The organism is Desulfatitalea alkaliphila (assembly GCF_022968795.1).
GTDB lineage: Bacteria > Desulfobacterota > Desulfobacteria > Desulfobacterales > Desulfosarcinaceae > Desulfatitalea > Desulfatitalea alkaliphila.
This window is the reverse complement of the sequence record NZ_JALJRB010000001.1, coordinates 105,051-122,587: the sequence shown is the minus strand read 5'-3', so window position 1 is coordinate 122,587 and position 17,537 is coordinate 105,051. Positions and strand designations below refer to the sequence as shown.

The 17,537-nt window shown below is 56.4% G+C and carries 12 protein-coding genes; 7 read left to right on the top strand and 5 right to left on the bottom strand.

Translation table 11 applies throughout. The features are described 5' to 3' along the window. Positions 1-6: 6 nt before the first annotated feature. The 3 genes from MRX98_RS00485 to MRX98_RS00475 all read left to right on the top strand — a co-directional run bounded on the left by MRX98_RS00485 (position 7) and on the right by MRX98_RS00475 (position 3,156). Positions 7-588, top strand: a complete 582-nt coding sequence (locus tag MRX98_RS00485; protein ID WP_246902077.1) for a glucose-6-phosphate dehydrogenase (NADP(+)) — start codon at positions 7-9, stop codon at positions 586-588. A gap of 111 nt (positions 589-699) precedes the next feature. Further along, positions 700-1,377 carry a 6-phosphogluconolactonase gene (pgl, locus tag MRX98_RS00480; protein WP_281432146.1) on the top strand — a complete coding sequence of 226 codons (678 nt, stop codon included), beginning with the start codon at positions 700-702 and terminating at the stop codon, positions 1,375-1,377. Positions 1,378-1,440: 63 nt separating this feature from the next. Further along, positions 1,441-3,156: a transketolase gene (locus tag MRX98_RS00475; RefSeq protein WP_246902073.1), complete on the top strand. Its 1,716-nt coding sequence runs from the start codon at positions 1,441-1,443 to the stop codon at positions 3,154-3,156. A 77-nt stretch (positions 3,157-3,233) separates the two neighbouring features. Here the strand turns inward: MRX98_RS00475 and otsB are convergent, their stop codons facing one another. Further along, the gene (gene otsB, locus MRX98_RS22125; RefSeq protein ID WP_246902071.1) at positions 3,234-7,292 is read right to left on the bottom strand and encodes a trehalose-phosphatase; all 4,059 of its coding nucleotides are present in this window, start codon (positions 7,290-7,292) and stop codon (positions 3,234-3,236) included. A gap of 377 nt (positions 7,293-7,669) precedes the next feature. Between otsB and ppsA the strand changes: the two genes are divergently transcribed. Then, positions 7,670-10,063, top strand: coding sequence for a phosphoenolpyruvate synthase (gene ppsA / locus MRX98_RS00465; RefSeq protein WP_246902069.1), 2,394 nt, complete (start codon positions 7,670-7,672; stop codon positions 10,061-10,063). 354 nt (positions 10,064-10,417) lie between these two features. Next, positions 10,418-10,828, top strand: a complete 411-nt coding sequence (locus MRX98_RS00460) for a CBS domain-containing protein (RefSeq protein WP_246902067.1) — start codon at positions 10,418-10,420, stop codon at positions 10,826-10,828. Between the two features lie 17 nt (positions 10,829-10,845). Here MRX98_RS00460 and MRX98_RS00455 read toward each other — a convergent pair whose 3' ends face one another. After that, the gene (locus MRX98_RS00455) at positions 10,846-11,133 is read right to left on the bottom strand and encodes a sll1863 family stress response protein (RefSeq protein WP_246902066.1); all 288 of its coding nucleotides are present in this window, start codon (positions 11,131-11,133) and stop codon (positions 10,846-10,848) included. Positions 11,134-11,333: 200 nt separating this feature from the next. Here MRX98_RS00455 and MRX98_RS00450 point away from each other — a divergent pair, with 200 nt between their 5' ends. Then, positions 11,334-11,642, top strand: coding sequence for an isoamylase early set domain-containing protein (locus tag MRX98_RS00450; RefSeq protein WP_246902065.1), 309 nt, complete (start codon positions 11,334-11,336; stop codon positions 11,640-11,642). Between the two features lie 60 nt (positions 11,643-11,702). Beyond that, positions 11,703-12,467 carry a TraR/DksA family transcriptional regulator gene (locus MRX98_RS00445; protein ID WP_246902063.1) on the top strand — a complete coding sequence of 255 codons (765 nt, stop codon included), beginning with the start codon at positions 11,703-11,705 and terminating at the stop codon, positions 12,465-12,467. Between the two features lie 266 nt (positions 12,468-12,733). Here MRX98_RS00445 and MRX98_RS00440 read toward each other — a convergent pair whose 3' ends face one another. The 3 genes from MRX98_RS00440 to MRX98_RS00430 all read right to left on the bottom strand — a co-directional run bounded on the left by MRX98_RS00440 (position 12,734) and on the right by MRX98_RS00430 (position 17,388). Further along, positions 12,734-13,666 (bottom strand): L-lactate dehydrogenase, encoded by a 933-nt coding sequence (locus MRX98_RS00440; RefSeq protein ID WP_246902062.1) that lies wholly within the window; start codon positions 13,664-13,666, stop codon positions 12,734-12,736. A gap of 100 nt (positions 13,667-13,766) precedes the next feature. Next, entirely contained in the window at positions 13,767-14,213 is a 447-nt protein-coding gene (locus MRX98_RS00435) for a universal stress protein (RefSeq protein WP_246902061.1), read from the bottom strand. 448 nt (positions 14,214-14,661) lie between these two features. Continuing rightward, the gene (locus MRX98_RS00430) at positions 14,662-17,388 is read right to left on the bottom strand and encodes a cation-translocating P-type ATPase (protein WP_246902060.1); all 2,727 of its coding nucleotides are present in this window, start codon (positions 17,386-17,388) and stop codon (positions 14,662-14,664) included. Positions 17,389-17,537: the final 149 nt, after the last annotated feature.

Genomic DNA, 17,537 nt, shown 5'->3' with positions numbered 1-17,537 from the left:
GGAGAAATGAAGACAGACCGCGATACCATTCATCCTGCTGAATTCGTGATTTTCGGCGGCAGTTCCGATCTGACCCGGCGCAAGCTGGTTCCAGCGCTGTTCGATCTATTCGCAGACGGATGGATGCCGAATGACTTCAGAGTGCTGGGCATCAGCCGCAGTGCTATGGACGATGCGCAGTTTCGCGACCATGTGTGCCGTGGCATCGGAGGAAATGGACGCAACGGTCCCGAAGACAAGAAAGCCCGAGAAGCATTTTTCCGCCCGTCTGCACTATTTTGCCTCCGATTCGAAGTCAAGAAGCCGGGCGTCAAACTGCAATTGGCACCGGTAATGATGCAATTTTACTATCGGGAGGCCTTCAAAGTAAACTCACCCGGTGCTTACGAAACATTGTTGCTGGACATTCTGAAGGGCGACACCACTCTATTTCTGCGCGACGATCAGACCGAAGCGGCATGGTCGGTGATGTCTCCGGTGCTCGAATTCTGGAATGAAATGCCGCCGACCGACTTTCCCAACTACCAGGCCGGTTCATGGGGTCCGGCAGCGGCGGATATGCTCATCGCCCGGGAAGGCCGCACCTGAATAATGCCGACGGCGCTGCATTGCCGGGACGATAACAGTGTGTGTCGCATCCAGGCGGAGGCCGATCGATGATTCGCATTTTTCAAGATGCGGATCTCCTGAGTCTGGCGGCTGCGGAATTGTTCGCCCAAAAAGAGCGCCGCGGCCGTTGCCGAAAAGGCAAGATGCCGAATTGTGCTTTGCGGAGGGCGCACACCGACAGCGACTTATCGGCGTCTGTCCCAACCGCCGTTCCAGGATCGCATCCCATGGCAGGCCATGGAATTTTATTGGGGAGACGAACGCTGTGTGCCGGCAGATGACGATCGCAACAATGCGTTAACGGCTTTCAGGACATTGCTGGATCACGTTCCCGTTCCACCGCAACAGATCCATCCCGTTCAGTGCGACGGATCGCCCGCGGCGGCCGCACAGCGCTATGAGCAATTGCTGCGCACCCGTTTATCCGGTCCGATGCCCGTCCTGGACATTGTACTTCTGGGATTGGGCGAAGATGGACACACGGCTTCGCTTTTTCCGGGCAGCGCGATACTGAAGGAAAAGGAGCGTTGGGCAGCGGCGGTATATTCGGAGGCCGAAGCGATGCATCGCATATCGATGACACCGGTATTGCTCAATCAAACGCTGCTGGTTGTTTTTCTGGTCACCGGCCGGAAAAAAGCACCGATCCTCAAGCAAGTGCGGGAAGGGCCCTACGATCCACTGAACTGGCCCGCCCAGTCGATCCGCCCCCATAAGGGCGAGCGCATATGGCTGGTCGACCAGGCGGCGGCATCGGCATTGGCATGAATGTTCAAGCAACAGGGCGTTTATCCGAGACCATCAATTCCCTTGCAAAGGAGACCTCACATCATGTCCGAAAGTGAAAAAAGACAAACACTGGAAGCCCTTGCGGCCTTGGTGCGTTATCATATTCTCACCTCCACAACCAGGGCTGACTCGGGTCATCCCACCTCGGCGCTGTCGGCCGTTGAATTGATGACCGGATTGCTCTTCGGCGGAATTTTCCGGTACGATATTCCAAGGCCGCGGCATCCCAACAACGACCGTCTGATTTTCTCCAAAGGCCACGCGGCGCCGCTGTTGTACGCACTTTGGGCCGCGGCCGGCGCCTTGACCGAGGCCGACCTGCGCACCTATCGTCAATTCGGCAGCCTCCTGGAAGGCCACCCGACCACCCGGTTGCCGTATGTGGAAGCGGCTACGGGATCCTTGGGCCAGGGGCTGTCCGTCGGCCTGGGCATCGCCCTGAATGCCAAACATCTGGACGGCCTGCCTTATCGCACCTATGTATTGCTCGGCGACAGTGAAATGGCGGAAGGTTCACAATGGGAGGCCATACAAATCGCCGCAAGTTATGGGCTGAACAATCTCGTGGGCATACTGGACGTCAACCGGCTGGGCCAGAGAGGGGAAACCCAGTATGGCCACGACCTGTCGGCCTACAGTTTACGGGTCGGCGCTTTTGGATGGAAAACCATGGAAATCGACGGCCATTCGTTTCCGGAAATTATAGACGCCTACAAGGCTGTCTTCGCGGAAACCGATCGCCCGGTAATGATTATCGCGCACACAACCAAGGGTAAAGGCGTGGCCACTCTGGAAGACCAGGACGGGTGGCACGGCAAGGCCCTGGATGAAGCGCAGTTGCAAGAAGCCCTGGCAGGATTGGGGAACATCGATCGATCGATTCGTGGCCACATCGAACCACCGGAAGACAAACAGCCCCCAATGCCGCTGCCGGGGGAATACGAAACAAAGACCAATTATGAAATCGGCCAAGCCGTGCCCACCCGCAATGCCTACGGCAGCGCCCTGAAACGCATCTATCCGGGTTACCCCCAGTTGGTCAGCCTGGATGGCGAGGTCAGCAACTCCACGCGGGCCAAAGCATTCAAGGAATTTTACCCGGAACGGTTCTTCGAGATGTACATTGCCGAACAAAATATGGTCGGTGCCGCCCTCGGTCTGTCCACCCGGGGAAAATTGCCTTTTGTTTCCACCTTCGGTGCTTTCTTTACCCGTGCGTTCGATCAGATTCGCATGAGCCAATATTCCGATGCCAACATCAAAATCGTGGGATCTCATGCGGGTGTGTCTATCGGCCAGGATGGCCCCTCCCAGATGGCACTGGAGGATATCGCCATGTTTCGCAGCATCCTGCACAGCGTCGTACTGTACCCCGCCGATGCAGTCGCCACGGAAAAACTCGTTGAAGCCGCGGCAGGCCACCCGGGCATCGTCTATATTCGAACCCATCGTGGGCCCACACCGGTGATTTATGACGATCAAGCGTCCTTTGCCATCGGCGGATCCAGTGTGCCACGCTACAGCGATGAAGATACCGGCACGATCGTGGCGGCCGGCGTGACCTTGCACGAAGCCCTTGCCGCCCATGAAATGCTCAAAGCGGAAGGCACTTATATGCGTGTGATCGATCTGTACAGCGTGCAGCCGCTCGATACGCAAACCTTGCGCCGGTCAGCCGCCCAAACCCGTTTTTTCATTGAAGAAATTTCCAGAAATGCAATCGTCAGGCGGGTTCACGAAATATTGCGGGCGCAATAGGGGCTGTGAGACCTGAAAATTCCCCAAAGGGCAACGCGGATTAGCCGTGCCGGCTGAAGAAGCGCAATAAATAGCCTTCACGAACCATCCGTCGCTTCGAAGCGCCGGGTCAGTTCATCCTCGGTGGGGGATGCTCCGACGCACCGCAATTCGGGCTTCTTGAGGTCGAACACCAATGTTTCGTAATCCGGCAAATCATGTACATTGCCGTCGAAACCGATACGGATCGGTTTGACGGCGCGGCCCAATGACCGGATCTTCAGCCGGACGGCGGTCATATCCAGCTCCAGCAAATGGGATCGATACCGCAAGCGCATCCGCAAGCGATTCAATTCCTTCGGAAGACAAGGGTTGATCCAAAGAACGTCCTTGCGGGTGACAATGCCGGTGTAGCCTCTCTGCAGCAGATCCACGGTGCCGGCCATGGCGCCCACATGGATGCCCTCCGGCGTCGTGCCGCCCTGGATGTCGGACACATCGCTTTGCAGGGCCTGGCAGAAAAGTTTCCATGACTGGACACGGTCGCTGCGGGCGAGGACCCAGGCGTGCACGACCCGGCTGAGTGTCGAGCCATGGCTGGTGTGTTTGAGGTAGTAGTCGATGTTATCGGGAATGGTGTCGTAGGTGAATTCGTATCCCAGGCGCTGAAAAATCTCCGACAACTCCTCAGCCGACAGCAAGTAGAAAAGCATCAGCGTATCGGCCTGCTTGGACACCTGGTAACGGTTCGGACTGTCGTTTTCCGCCTCCAGAATGCGATCCATGCGCTGGATGTCCCCGTACTTTTTTCGATAGGCATCCCAATTCAGCGGCTTGAGGTCCTGATATCCCTCGAACTGACTGATGATCCCCTCGCCGTGAAAGACGACGCGCATCCGGTGGGAGATATCCTTCCAACGGGCCAACTCGTTTTCGCGCAACCGCAGCTTGATACCCAACTCTTCGCGTGCATCTTCCGGTAACAGCGCCAGAACCTGCATGGTGGCATCCAGTACCCAAACCGTCATGACATTGGTGTAGGCATTGTTGCTCAGTCCCGGCTCCCGGGCATCCGGGTACGCCTCGTGGTATTCGTCGGGGCCCATCACGTTGTGTATTTCATAGCGTTCGATCGCGGGGTTGAATTGACACAGGCTCGCGAGGAAGCGTGCGATTTCGACCATCATCTCGCCCCCATAAAATGCCATGAACTCCATGTCGCCGGATACCTGGTAATAGTGGTATAAATTGTATGCGATGGCGATATTGACGTGCCGCTGCAAATGGCTGTGGTCCGGCACCCAACGGCCCGAGCGTGGATTGAGGTGAAGCCGCTGGCTCTCTTCGCGTCCGTTGCTGCCGCTTTGCCAGGGGTACATCGCCCCTTCGAAGCCTGCCGACTGCGCCGCCGCACGGGCTGCCGGCAACCGTCGAAAACGGTACAGCAGCAGACGGCGGGTCAATTGCGGCAATCGCCAGTTCAGCAGCGGAAAAATGTACAGCTCGTCCCAGAAAATGTGCCCCCGATAGGCCTCGCCATGCCAACCCCGGGAGGGCACCCCCACATCCAGTTGCATTTGCATGGTATTGATGGAATTGGTTTGAAGCAAATGAAAGATATACAGATGCGCGATCATGGCGATGGGATCGTCGTTTTCGGTTCCCGCGTCATGATAGAGCGCTATACTGAACCGCCGCCACAGAAGCTCCCAACTTCTGGTTTGATCCGCCAGCAACGTATCGAAGTCGCCGGCGGCCGACAGCGCATTGCGCGTTTCCAACTCCGGCGCCGCGATGGCGGTGTCGCGCGATGTGTGTAAGGCAATCACTTTTTCGGCGCTCACCGCGGTGCCCTCGACCGCTTGCAGTGTGACCAGCTGGGTGACGTAGTCATCCTGAATCATGGTGCGGCGCTCCGGCGCAAGCGGGCTGTCCCCTTTGAACAAGCGGGTGCGGGCGCCCATGACGATGCGCAGCGCCGACTGGCTGGTGATGTTTTCGAGCATTATGGTTTCTGCGTCCGTCTGCTCGGCGCCCAAGGGGCGCAGATGGGAATTGTTCAGCGCGTTGTATCGCGCAACGCCACTGTTGGTCACCCGACCGTCCAGCGCGGAACGAAAGGAGAGACGACCCGACCAGTTTTCAGGGGCCACCGACAACTTCAGTGCCGCCAAATGGGGCTGGCTCATGTGGACCAGGCGCTGCTCGTGAACACGTGTAATACGGCCATCCTGATCTTTGTAGCGCCAATGACGATGCAAAACTCCCTTACGAATATCCAATGTTTGCCGATAATCGAGCAGATCGACCGCTTCGATGGCAAACCACGGTCCATCTTCGATTCTAAAATCGAGTGGCAGCCAATTGGTGATGTTGACCAGGTCCTCGTTTTCGATGACATGTCCGTTGATCTCTGTTTGGAGGCGGTTGTACCCGCCGGCCAGGTAGGTGCCCGGATAGTGCGTGCCGTCGGCGCTTGCCTGGGCCGATGCGCCCCGCGTGCAAAAATAGCCGTTGCCGAGCGTGCACAACGCCTCTCGCAGCCCCTCGTTGTCCGGATCGAATCCGCGATAGCGCAACCGCCAGGATTGGAACCGCTGCAACGTTTCGGTCAGCAGCACGAGGAACCCACGCACCTCTTCCGTATCTTTCAGTGAATAGCCGGCTTGGCTGTCACGGTTGTCGAGATCGACCACGATCCCGATGCCCTCGCCCCTCAACTCGGCAAAGGCGTCCTCGTCCGTGATATCGTCGCCGATGTAAATGGGCAGGACCCTGGCGCGCTCCAGCTTCAACGCTTCGTCGATAAACCAGCGTACGGCTTTGCCCTTGTGCCAATCCAGATCCGGTTGTACGTCAAACACCTTTTTGCCGCTGGAGACACGCAGCTCCTGTACCTCAGCCAGCGCCGCCGCAACACCCTTTTCGACCCGCGACCGTTCTGCGTCGGGTGTTTTGCGATAATGGACGGCCACGGAAAAGCGCTTGCGCTCTACCTGCGCACCCTGAATGCCGCGGATCTTATCGCGCAGCAGCGTCTCCACCGCGTCGATTCGAGGCAGAAAATCCTCGCCCTGTCGGTGGGTGATTTTCCCCTCTTCAGGGCCGCGGATGTCGAAACCATGACTGCCCGCATAGTAGAGTTCGGGCAAACCGACGCGTCGGCGAACATCCTCGAGATCGCGGCCGCTGACGATCGCCACGGTGCACACCCGTGCCAGTGCGGCAACCGCCGCGCGCATATCTTCGGAGAGCTCGGCATCCTCGGGATTTTGGACGATGGGAGAGAGCGTGCCGTCGTAGTCCAGAAAGACCACCGGTTCCTTTTCCGAGAGGCGCCGGCGAATATTCTTGAAATGTGTCAGGGCCGAAGACAGCGGCGGCGCGTCCGTTTCCTGACGCCCCCGTTCCAAGTGTATCTGGCCGAGGTCCTTGACCACGATGTCGGCCCCGTTGCGACGCAATGCCTCGGCCTGATCGCCGTGGTCCACGCCGATGACAATGCCGAAATTGCCGCGCCGCCCGGCCTCCACCCCGGACAGGGCATCCTCGACAACGATTGTACGTTTTGGTTCGACATCGAGTCGGCGCGCCACGAACAAAAACAAATCGGGCGCGGGCTTGCCTTCCAGTTCCTGAGCCTGCGCATCGGTACCGTCCGCCACGGCATCGAACAAGTCGGAGAGCCCTGCACGCGACAGCACGGCCCGCCCGTTTTTACTGGAAGTCATCAGGCCGATTTTGATGTGGTCGCTTTTGAGCTTATGGATCAGATCGATGGTGGATGGGTAGACTTCGGCGCCTTGCTCCCGCAATAGGCGTCCGAATATTTCGTTCTTGCGATTTCCCAGACCGCAGACCGTCTCCCTGTGCGGTTCGTCCGTCGGATCACCAAAAGGCAATTCCAGATCTCGCGATCGCAAGAAAGAAATGACGCCGTCATAGCGAGGCTTCCCATCGACCAGCGTCAGATAGTCCCTGCTGATATCAAAGGGCGGATAATTCCTGTTGTCCTGCCGACGGCGATCGTCAAGAAATGCATTGAACATCTCCTGCCACGCGCGCGCATGAAGTGCGGCCGTGTGGGTAACAACACCGTCCAGATCGAAAATGACGGCGTCGATGCCCTCGGTGGATATCGTATGAAAGTCGGTCACGATTCAACCTCCCTGCGTGTGGGTTTTCGCGCCCGCGGGGCTGCCGGCCGAGCGATCCGACCGCCGGTGTGCCGGTGGCTTGGGATGGGGCAGAAGACCATTTGGCGTACAGCGTAATTGGAAACGCTCTTTTCCCCAATGGGGTGTGTCCTGTATTCGCATTATGGATTTCCCTTGAATTGTTCAGTGCGCGATGAGACCATCCGCCGTCACAATCGATAGAAGCGCTGGAAGCGCAGCCAATCCGATGTCTGACGCAAGATCGATCCATAGCGGCCGCCTGCGCACGCCACAGGGCAATATGGGGTCTGTACCGTATTGGCACGGGATGCTCGAATATTTATGGTGGTCCATCTGTTGATGAAAGGGGGTAAAAGATGATGTCCGATCAAGCCTTTACACGCCGGTTTGAAACGCTGAGCGCCGAGGACACCGGGAGCGTGGGTGGGAAGAACGCCTCACTCGGGGAAATGATCGGCAAACTCAAGGAAGAAGGGATCCGGGTGCCGGGCGGTTTCGCCACCACGGCCCACGCCTACCGGGCGTTCATCGAACACAACGATATGCAGGGCGATCTCCGCTCGCTTCTCAAGGCATTGGAGGCGGGTGATATTGCCTTGGACAAGGCCGGCCGTGAAATCCGCAGCCTGTTCAGCCGTGCCGAATTTCCCGAGGATGTCGCCGCGGCGGTCAACGACGCCTACGAAAAGCTGTGTGAACAATATGATGAACAAACGGTGGATGTGGCTGTGCGCAGTAGCGCCACGGCCGAGGATTTGCCCGATGCGAGCTTTGCCGGGCAACAGGAGACATTTTTGAATGTGAGCGGCAGCCATGAGCTGCTCGAGGCCTGCAAAAAATGTTATGCATCGCTTTTCACCGACCGCGCCATCAGCTATCGAGAAGAAAAAGGATTCGATCATATGAAAGTGGCGCTGTCGGTCGGGGTGCAGAAAATGGTGCGCTCGGACCGGGCCGGTTCGGGTGTGATGTTCAGCATCGACACGGAGACCGGTTTTCCGGACCTGGTCGTCATAGACGCCGCATGGGGGCTGGGCGAAAATGTTGTGCAGGGGACGGTAACCCCTGACGAATATCGCGTATTCAAGCCTCTCTTGAGCGATACCGCGAACGTTCCCATTATCGAAAAGAGCCTGGGCAGCAAGGAAAAGAAAATGGTTTACACCCGGGGCGGCAGCCGTACCACCCGGAACAAGGACACCTCCAAAGCCGAACGCCGCGCCTTCGTGCTCGATGACGGAGAAATTGTGCAACTGGCCCGCTGGGCAGTGGTGATCGAGCGTCACTACAATACACCCATGGACATGGAATGGGCCAAGGATGGCGATTCCGGCGAGCTCTATATCGTTCAGGCCCGGCCGGAAACCGTCCAGTCGCGCAAACAAGCCGGTACCCTCCAGCGGTACGCCCTCAAGGAAAAAGGCGAAGAACTGGTGGTCGGTTTGAGCATCGGCCAGGCCATTGCGGCCGGCAAGGCATGCCTAATCATGGAGGCCGAGGATATCGGGCGCTTCGAGGAGGGAAGCGTGCTGATCACCGAGATGACCGATCCCGACTGGGTGCCGATTATGAAAAAAGCTGTCGGCATTGTCACCAATGCCGGCGGGCGGACCTGCCATGCCGCCATTGTCAGCCGCGAGTTGGGTATCCCCGCAGTCGTCGGTACGGGCGACGCCACCGATGTGATCGAGAACGAACAGGAAGTCACCCTTTCCTGTGCCGAAGGGGACGAAGGGTACGTCTATGACGGCATTCTGGACTACGAGCAGCAGGAAATCGATCTGGAACACCTGCCCGACACCCGCACCCGCATCATGATGAACGTCGCAAGCCCGGCCGCGGCACTGCGTTGGTGGCGGCTTCCGTGCAGCGGCATCGGGCTGGCGCGCATGGAATTCATCATCAACAACATTATTCAGATCCATCCCATGGCGCTGGTACATTACGATACCCTTTCGAACAAGCAGGCCCGCAAACAAATTGACGAATTGACCCGCGGCTACGAAAACAAGTCCGACTATTTCGTCGATCACCTGGCTTTGGGCATCGCCCGGATCGCCGCACCGCACTATCCCAATGAGGTGGTGGTTCGCATGAGCGATTTTAAAACCAATGAGTACGCCGACCTGATCGGCGGTCAGGATTTCGAGCCCCAAGAGAGCAACCCGATGCTCGGATTCCGGGGGGCCTCGCGCTATTACAACGACCGCTACCGTGACGGTTTTGCCCTGGAGTGCCGAGCTGTCCGCAAGGTTCGCGAGCACATCGGCCTGGACAACATTGTCATCATGATTCCCTTTTGCCGCACTGTCGAAGAATTGCGGCGTGTACTGGAAGTGATGGCCGAAAACGGGCTGGTACGCGGGGAGAATGGATTGCAGGTTTATGTGATGGCTGAAATTCCCGCCAATATCATTCTGGCCGACCAGTTCGCCGAACACGTTGACGGCTTTTCCATCGGCAGCAATGACCTGACCCAATTGGTGCTCGGGGTGGATCGCGATGCCGCTGATCTTGCCCACCTGTTCGACGAGCAGAACGAGGCGGTGCGTCTCCAAATTCGTGACTTGATCCGCATGGCCCACGAAGCCGAGCGTAAGGTGGGCATCTGCGGACAGGCACCCAGCGATCATCCTGAATTTGCCGCTTTCCTGGTACGGGAAGGCATCGACTCAATTTCCCTCAACCCGGACAGTGTGGTGGACGTCATCTACCAAGTGGCCGAAGCCGAAGCGGACAAGCAGTCGTGATGAGGGTGTCGATGTCGATAGGCCGCCAATGTCACAAACGTCCAAAACACCTTCGGGCGCCTTTGACGCCCGGCTCCACCCCGCGTCGCCCCGGTATTTCTTTCAACAGCGTCAGGCGTCGCATGCCCGGCGAGAATCCGGCCTGCAGCGGAAGATACCCTGCATTCCACCTCATAATAGTGGCAAGACCCCATTGGTTCGAAGCGCCGCATAATATAGATTGCGCTTAAAAGAAACGGCTATGACTCTCAAAATTCAGGGCCGCGACATAATGAGGCCTGGCAACGATCCACTTGAAGGGAGTAGGACGAAGCCGCAATTTAAAGTGAAATAGCACAACGAAAGGAGACCGACATGAAGGTCAAAGAAGTAATGAGCAGCGAAGTTGCCGTCATACAATCCAATAGCACCATACAGGAAGCCGCCGAGCGGATGAAGGATCTCAATGTGGGCGATCTTCCCGTGGTGGTGAACGACGAAGCCGTCGGGTTTATCACCGACAGAGATATCACCGTGCGCGCAGTGGCACTCGGCTTGGACACGCAAGCCACTTCGGTGGTCAACGCGATGACCGAAGGCATTCTGGCTTGTAATGAAGAGGACGATGTTCAAAACGCCGTTAAAACCATGGCCGATAAAAACGTCAGGCGTATGGCGGTGGTCAATGACAAGCAACAGCTCATCGGCATTATCTCTCTGAATGACCTGGCGGCTCACGCTGATGATCATATGGCCAAAGAGGTGTTGAAGGCTTTGGCAAGGTGATTTCAAAACCAGGTTGTCTATTTAAATTTTTCAGTAGCGGCGTTCACCGCACTGCCAAGGGTATGCCACGCCATATCGATTCCCGACTTGAGATTCTGCCACGCGTCATCACCGGCCTCTCGGAGCGAAGCGAGTCTTGCGCTAGCTGCATCATGCTTGGACCTGAGCGCTTCAATTTCAGCGTTGAATCGAAGTTTCGTATCGGCCTCTGCCTTGTCCGCTTTGGCCTTTAGCTTATCGATCTGCGCACGCCATTCGTCCAGCTGTGCCTGAAGTTTGTCTTCGTAAGCCTTTTTCGTGCTCATATTGGATCTCCTTTTTTCTTGATTGCGTTGAACGGCAGGGGCAAACGTGTGTCGCATACCTTGACGCATTTTGTGACAAACGATCATGATATTAGGCATTTTCATGGTTTAACGATCCTTTTGCAATGGGGTAAAGCCTGTACTTGAAACCATTGCAGCACCTATTTCGTGAAACGTTATCGATCCAAAGGAGATCCCTCATGAGCATCAAACGACAGTACCTGAAAACCAGACCCGTGTGCAAAGTCACCTTCATGATTTCCGTCGACCCCGACCGCGCCGGGCGCAATGCTCACCTGGTGGGTGATTTTAATGGTTGGTCCGCTGTTGCGGCACCCATGAAAAAACTTAGAAACGGGGCCTTCAGTCTGACCATGGATCTGGAAAAGGGGCGCCAGTACGAGTTTCGTTATCTGTGGGATGACGGTATCTGGCAAAACGAAGCGGAAGCAGACGGTACCGCACCGACCCCCTTCGCCGGCTGCGTCAATTCCGTGCTTGTTCTCTAGATTGCATGAAAGACTTCGAATGGGTTGACAGGCAAAAAGGATCAATCAAGGGGGACGAATATGATCGATACTGAGACAATGAAAATGCTCCAGGCAAAAATGTTGGAACGTCGCAGTGCAATCCTTGCTTTCAGGGGTTCGCTGCAATCTTCGCGGAGCGCCTTGCAGGGGCGCGAAACCGAACTTCAGGAGATGGCGAACAAGGACACCCTGGCCGAAGGGGTGCATCGCATCGACGAGCGGGCATACGCTGAGCTCAAGCAAATCGACAAAGCTTTGACTGCTATCAGCAGCGGCTCATACGGTCGCTGCGAGATATGTGAGAAGCCCATTTCGCCCAAACGCCTGCAAGCGATTCCCTGGACACCCATGTGTAAAAAATGTGCGCAAAAACTTGAGGCAAAAACGGAGGAAGTCCCGGAGGGCGAGGCGCCGCCTTCAGAGAACATGTCCGACGCCCGGGTGGTGGAAACCATATGGGATGAATTTGACGCCAGGCACGATATGGATACCGATAAGCTGGAGGTTTTCTGCAACGGGGGCACGATACTCCTGGCCGGCAGCCTGCCGACCGAGCGTGAGCATCAAATCGTGTTGGAGACCATCCAGGAAGATTTGGGGTTCGAAGATGTCATCGACCGTATCAATATAGAAGAATTGGATAAACAACGCTATGGGGCGGAAGAAACAGATCAAGAGACATTTGAAAAGGAGACCGCCATGCAGGGAGAGCCTTCGCGGGATGATCCATACGGGTCTTTGGAGGACGATGAGCCCACCGTTCCTCCCGAGCGAATGGTGACCGAGGATGAACGCGGAACCTGATCCCCGCGGGAAATGCCTCCGTTTACACGCCTGCGTTTGACGGCCAAGAACAAAGTCGGCCGGAGGTCTTCAGGGGTTCTCTGGTACGTTTCCGAACCATGGACCTATCAACAGCAATTCGCCCGGTTGATCGAAGCGTTACAGCTAACGTCCGGCTTCAGCGTTGCGCTGCTCTGCACGTTTTCGGAAATCATCGCCCCATTGCCGGCCGACCTCCTATCTCCTTACGGCCCCGGATTCCCTTCCGGACCGTTTGTCACGGATTCTCAGTACCCTATGTCTGCCGCCGCTTTTTTCAGAATGGTTGCACTATTGTGAAGGGCTGCATGTTCTTCATCACTGAGCACAGGACAAAGATCCATCAACACGCCTTCAGCGCCCACGACCCTGGGAATGGAAAGCGCTACGTTACCGATGCCCTCGATCTCGGGCGTCAGAGTGGATACCGTCAGGACCGCCCGCTCGTCGCCGCGAATCGCTTTGGCAATTCGTGCAACCCCGGCGCCGATCCCATAATAGGTCGCACCTTTGCCTTCGATAATGTGATGGGCTGCTCCGCGAACCGCCCGGTCGATTCGGGACTTGACGTCTTTTTCAATGCCTTTCTTGGATTGTGCCGCGAAATCAACAAGTGAAACGCCGCCGACGTGGGCACTGGACCAAATGAGCACCTCCGAGTCGCCGTGTTCACCCAAAACATAGGCATGAACGGACTGGGCGGCCACACCAAGATATTCACCCAAAAGGGTGCGGAAACGTGCCGTGTCCAGAATGGTCCCGGAGCCGATCACTCGCCCCGGTGAAAGCCTGGAGATCTGAGTAACCACCTGGGTCATTACGTCGACCGGGTTGGATACAACCAGCAGGACCGCTTCAGGGGCATGGTCGAGAACCTTCGGCACAACCTCTTTGAAAATGTCGGCATTTCTTTCCAGGAGCTGCATCCGGCGCTCACCTTTATTTTGGCTTACCCCGCAAGCCAGGACTACGAGCTGCGCACCGGCCAGTTGCGGGTAATCGGCTGCGCCGATCTTTGCAGGCCAAGCAAACGGTGTCGCATGCAGAATTTCATCTGCTTGGGCCCGGGCCAATTTTGCGTTTAGATCCACTAGCACCACTTCCGCCGCAGCGCCCCGCAGTACAATTGCATAGGCGGCCGAACTGCCCACAAATCCGCTTCCCACAATACCGACTTTCATAAAAACACCTCCGAGTTACAGCTTGATAATCTGTTCACCATCTGTAGTATGGCGGATGAATGGTATTGACGGGATGGAATCGAAAAACCGGTATGTTCGCTCAGCTTTGGACATAGGGTACTATGGTAACCGGAACCGGTGAATGTTTAACCATTTTTTCCGCCACACTACCGAAATCGAACCGGGATTTTCTGCCGCGGCTTGACATTACAACCATATCGATCTTTTGTTTCCGGGCAAACGCGAGTATCTCCTCGGCCGGATCGCCGATGGCGGTCTCTTTGATGTAGAGCGGGCATCCCTTCAAATACTGATCGCAGATCCGGTCAAGCCGCTCACCGGCTTTTTCCTTTTCCCATTCGAGGATTTTATTTATATGAGCGTTGTCGAATTCGCCGTACCAGGGTTCATGACGCGCTAGTTCCTCGATGACATAGAGCACGTGAATGTCAGCCGAATAAAGTTTTGACAGGGATTCCACCAGAGGCAGGGCTTGTTCGGCGTTTCCGGACAGGTCCGTGGGCCATAGAATTTTCTTGATTTGCATCAATGGTCTCCTTGCTCGGTTTTCGTTGTTCGTCTGCATGTTCGCTCAGCGTCGGTCCTGTTGCTTCGAATGCGGGAAAGTGGCTGAGCACGGTTCGCTTGTATATTTCTTCTGATCTTCGAAATGATAATGGTGATTTGTCGGCTTCACCATTTTCGGCCTCCTTTCCTGGTATTACGGTTAATAAAGACTTCATCGGACCTGCCTATTGAAACAGCCGGGGCGGTATTCGGTAACCGGGATGATTAAAAATCATAGGGGAGCGATACCCGGAATGTAATGGGTCGAATCCTGTATTTCCATTTTAAAATATGGGTAGAAGCGGTACCATCCCTCCAGGGGAAAACGAGCAACCAGGGCTGAAGTCGACGGCTTTATCCTCCCGATCATTCTTTTCTCGTATGTGAGGCATGATTATCGCTATTTTGCGAATACAGGCAGGTGAGCCCTATGTCCGCATGCCCCGCTTGATCGCTTTTTCTGTCTCGACAATCAGAAAAACACCTGCTCCGGCGGCAATGCACCATCCCCATTCAAAGATGGAAATGGAGGCCGTTCCAAACAGCTGCTGCATCGGCGCCAGGTAGGTAAAGGCAAACTGCAGGGCCGCAAGGACGACAACCGAAACAAGGGCCTTTTTGTTGGCCAAAAGCCGCTGGAGGTTTAATGAAGACTGTTCGATAAAGCGGCTGTTGAACAAGTAGAACATCTGGCCGGCAACCAGGGTGTTGACCGCCACGGTCCGGGCTGCCTCAAGACTCGCGCCGGCAGCTCGCATATAATTGAACAACAGGATGGAACTCGTGGCGATGAGCACCGCCACAAATATGATCCGCCAGAACAGGTACGGGGAAATGATTGGCTCGCCGGGCGGTCGCGGCGGTCGGCGCATGATCCAGGCTTGCGGGGGCTCAAAAGCCAGGGAAACGGCCAGCGTTACGGCAGTGACCATGTTGACCCACAAAATCTGCAAAGGTGTGATCGGCATGACTTCAAAAAGGACAATCACCGCGCTGATGATCATGAGCGCTTCGGCGCCGTTGGTGGGAAGCACGAAAAGAATTACTTTGACCAGATTGTCGTAGATCGTCCGGCCCTCTTCGACCGCACGCTCGATGGTGGCGAAATTGTCGTCGGCGAGCACCATCTCGGAAGCTTCCTTGGCCGCTTCGGATCCTTTGATCCCCATCGATACCCCGACATCAGCGCGTTTGAGCGCCGGCGCGTCGTTAACGCCGTCTCCGGTCATGGCCACGATTTGCTCCTTTGACTGCAGGGCTTCAATCATTCGCAGCTTATGTTCCGGACTGGACCGGGCAAAGATGTCGTGCTGATTGACCTGGCGCACCATCTCTTCCTGGTCCATCTGCTCCAGGTCCTTTCCAGTGAGCACATGTTCGCCGTCACCGATTCCCATGGAATCCCCGATGCTGCGGGCCGTCAACGCGTGGTCTCCTGTAACCATCTTGACGCGGATGCCTGCTTTCCGGCATGTTTTTATGGCATCGACGGCTTCCTCGCGGGGTGGATCGATAATGCCGACCAGTCCGAGCAAGGTCAGATCCGTAATGTCCTGCTCCTGGATCGATTCGGTCCCATTCATGGGCCGGGTTGCAAGGGCCAGCACCCGGTGCCCAGTGCCGGCAAGTTTTTCCTGTCTTTCAATCCAGGCATTCCGGTCGATCGGCGTGTCGCCTTGTTTGCTCCGCTGCCGGGTGCACATGTCCAGAACGCGCTCGGGAGCTCCTTTGACACAGAGGATGGGACCGGCATCCGGATCCTTGTTCAAAGTGGCCATGTATCGGCGGTCGGATTCGAAAGGGAGCAGGTCGAGCCTGGGGCGCTTTTCCTGCTCGTCCGTGCGAGTCATGCCTGCCTTCCGGGCCAGGACGACGATACTCCCCTCCGTCGGCATGCCGTCGATGGTCCAGCTGCCGTTATCCTCCCGCAGTCGGGCTTCACTGGCCAGAAGCCCGGTCCGGGCGAGCTCGGTAATCCAGGGGTGCTCTTCCAATGATATCTTGGATTTTTCGTCGCCTTCGACGGTGATTTGGCCTTCCGGTGTGTACCCGATGCCGCTGACAGAGTACATGCGATCGGCGACGGCAATTTTGACCACGGTCATTTCGTTTCGCGTCAGAGTACCGGTCTTGTCCGTGCAGATGACGGTAACCGAGCCAAGGGTTTCCACAGCCGGCAGCCGACGTATAATAGCGTTTCGTCGGGCCATCCGCTGCACTCCCAGCGCCAGGGTAACGGTCATGATAGCCGGCAGACCTTGTGGAATGGCCGCCACCGCCAGGCTGACCACGGCCATCACCATCTCCGTAAAGCCGAAACCGCGCAAAAAGTATCCTATGACAAAAATAACGGCGCTCAGCAGGACAATGAAAACAGACAACCCCCGACCGAAGCGGTCCATTTTGCGAACCAGTGGCGTAGTGATATCTTCGACCTTGGAGACCATTTCGCTGATGCGTCCGATCTCGGCATGCTCTCCGGTGGCGGTCACCACGCCGCGCAGCCGGCCGCTTGTCAAGACCGTGCCGGAAAAGGCCATGTTCTCTCGATCGCAGATGGGGGCATCCTCATCAACAGGATCGACCCGCTTGTCAACCGGTTCGGATTCCCCGGTGAGCATAGCTTCATCGGCCTGTGCGTTGCGGGAGAAAATGATCCGCATGTCAGCCGGAACCCGGTCGCCGGAGCCGAGCAGCACGATGTCACCGGGAACCAGTTCTTCCGCCGGCAGTTCGCGTTGGCCACCTTCGCGCAGGGCCGTTGCTTTTGGAGAGAGCATGCCGCGGATGGCTTCCATGGCTTTTTCGGCCTTGCCTTCCTGAACAAAGCCGATGATGGCGTTGATAATGACGACGGCCACGATAACCGCGGTGTCAACCCACTGCCCGAGAAGTGCCGTGAAGACCGCCGCCGCCAGCAGAACATAGATGAGCACGTTCTGGAACTGGCGGAATAAACGTTTCAGGGGGCCCGCCTGTTTCTTTTCAGCCAGTTTGTTTGGCCCGTATTTCTCCGTTCGCCGGGCTGCCTCATCCTCGGTCAGTCCGCCATCATCCACGCCGAGCGACGACAATACCTCGTCGTCGGTCATCGCATGCCAGGGCACGGCGCCGCGATTATTTTGTTTCCCAATCGTTTGTGTTTCTTTAACCATTTACAAGAGCTCCTTGTGTCGAAAAAACTTTCGAACTGAAAATGGTTGCCGGAAATTAGTTTTGTCTGATTTTAATCGTATCATTACATATTTTAGGAAGTTATCCTTATCTTTATAAATCAGGTACATTCCTGAATTACGGCCGGGAA

Coding starts and splice junctions, on each gene's coding strand:
- MRX98_RS00485 (WP_246902077.1), top strand. CDS start 7: ATGAAGACAGACCGCGATACCATTCATCCTGCTGAATTCGTGATTTTC.
- MRX98_RS00475 (WP_246902073.1), top strand. CDS start 1,441: ATGTCCGAAAGTGAAAAAAGACAAACACTGGAAGCCCTTGCGGCCTTG.
- ppsA (WP_246902069.1), top strand. CDS start 7,670: ATGATGTCCGATCAAGCCTTTACACGCCGGTTTGAAACGCTGAGCGCC.
- MRX98_RS00460 (WP_246902067.1), top strand. CDS start 10,418: ATGAAGGTCAAAGAAGTAATGAGCAGCGAAGTTGCCGTCATACAATCC.
- MRX98_RS00455 (WP_246902066.1), bottom strand. CDS start 11,133: ATGAGCACGAAAAAGGCTTACGAAGACAAACTTCAGGCACAGCTGGAC.
- MRX98_RS00450 (WP_246902065.1), top strand. CDS start 11,334: ATGAGCATCAAACGACAGTACCTGAAAACCAGACCCGTGTGCAAAGTC.
- MRX98_RS00445 (WP_246902063.1), top strand. CDS start 11,703: ATGATCGATACTGAGACAATGAAAATGCTCCAGGCAAAAATGTTGGAA.
- MRX98_RS00440 (WP_246902062.1), bottom strand. CDS start 13,666: ATGAAAGTCGGTATTGTGGGAAGCGGATTTGTGGGCAGTTCGGCCGCC.
- MRX98_RS00435 (WP_246902061.1), bottom strand. CDS start 14,213: ATGCAAATCAAGAAAATTCTATGGCCCACGGACCTGTCCGGAAACGCC.
- MRX98_RS00430 (WP_246902060.1), bottom strand. CDS start 17,388: ATGGTTAAAGAAACACAAACGATTGGGAAACAAAATAATCGCGGCGCC.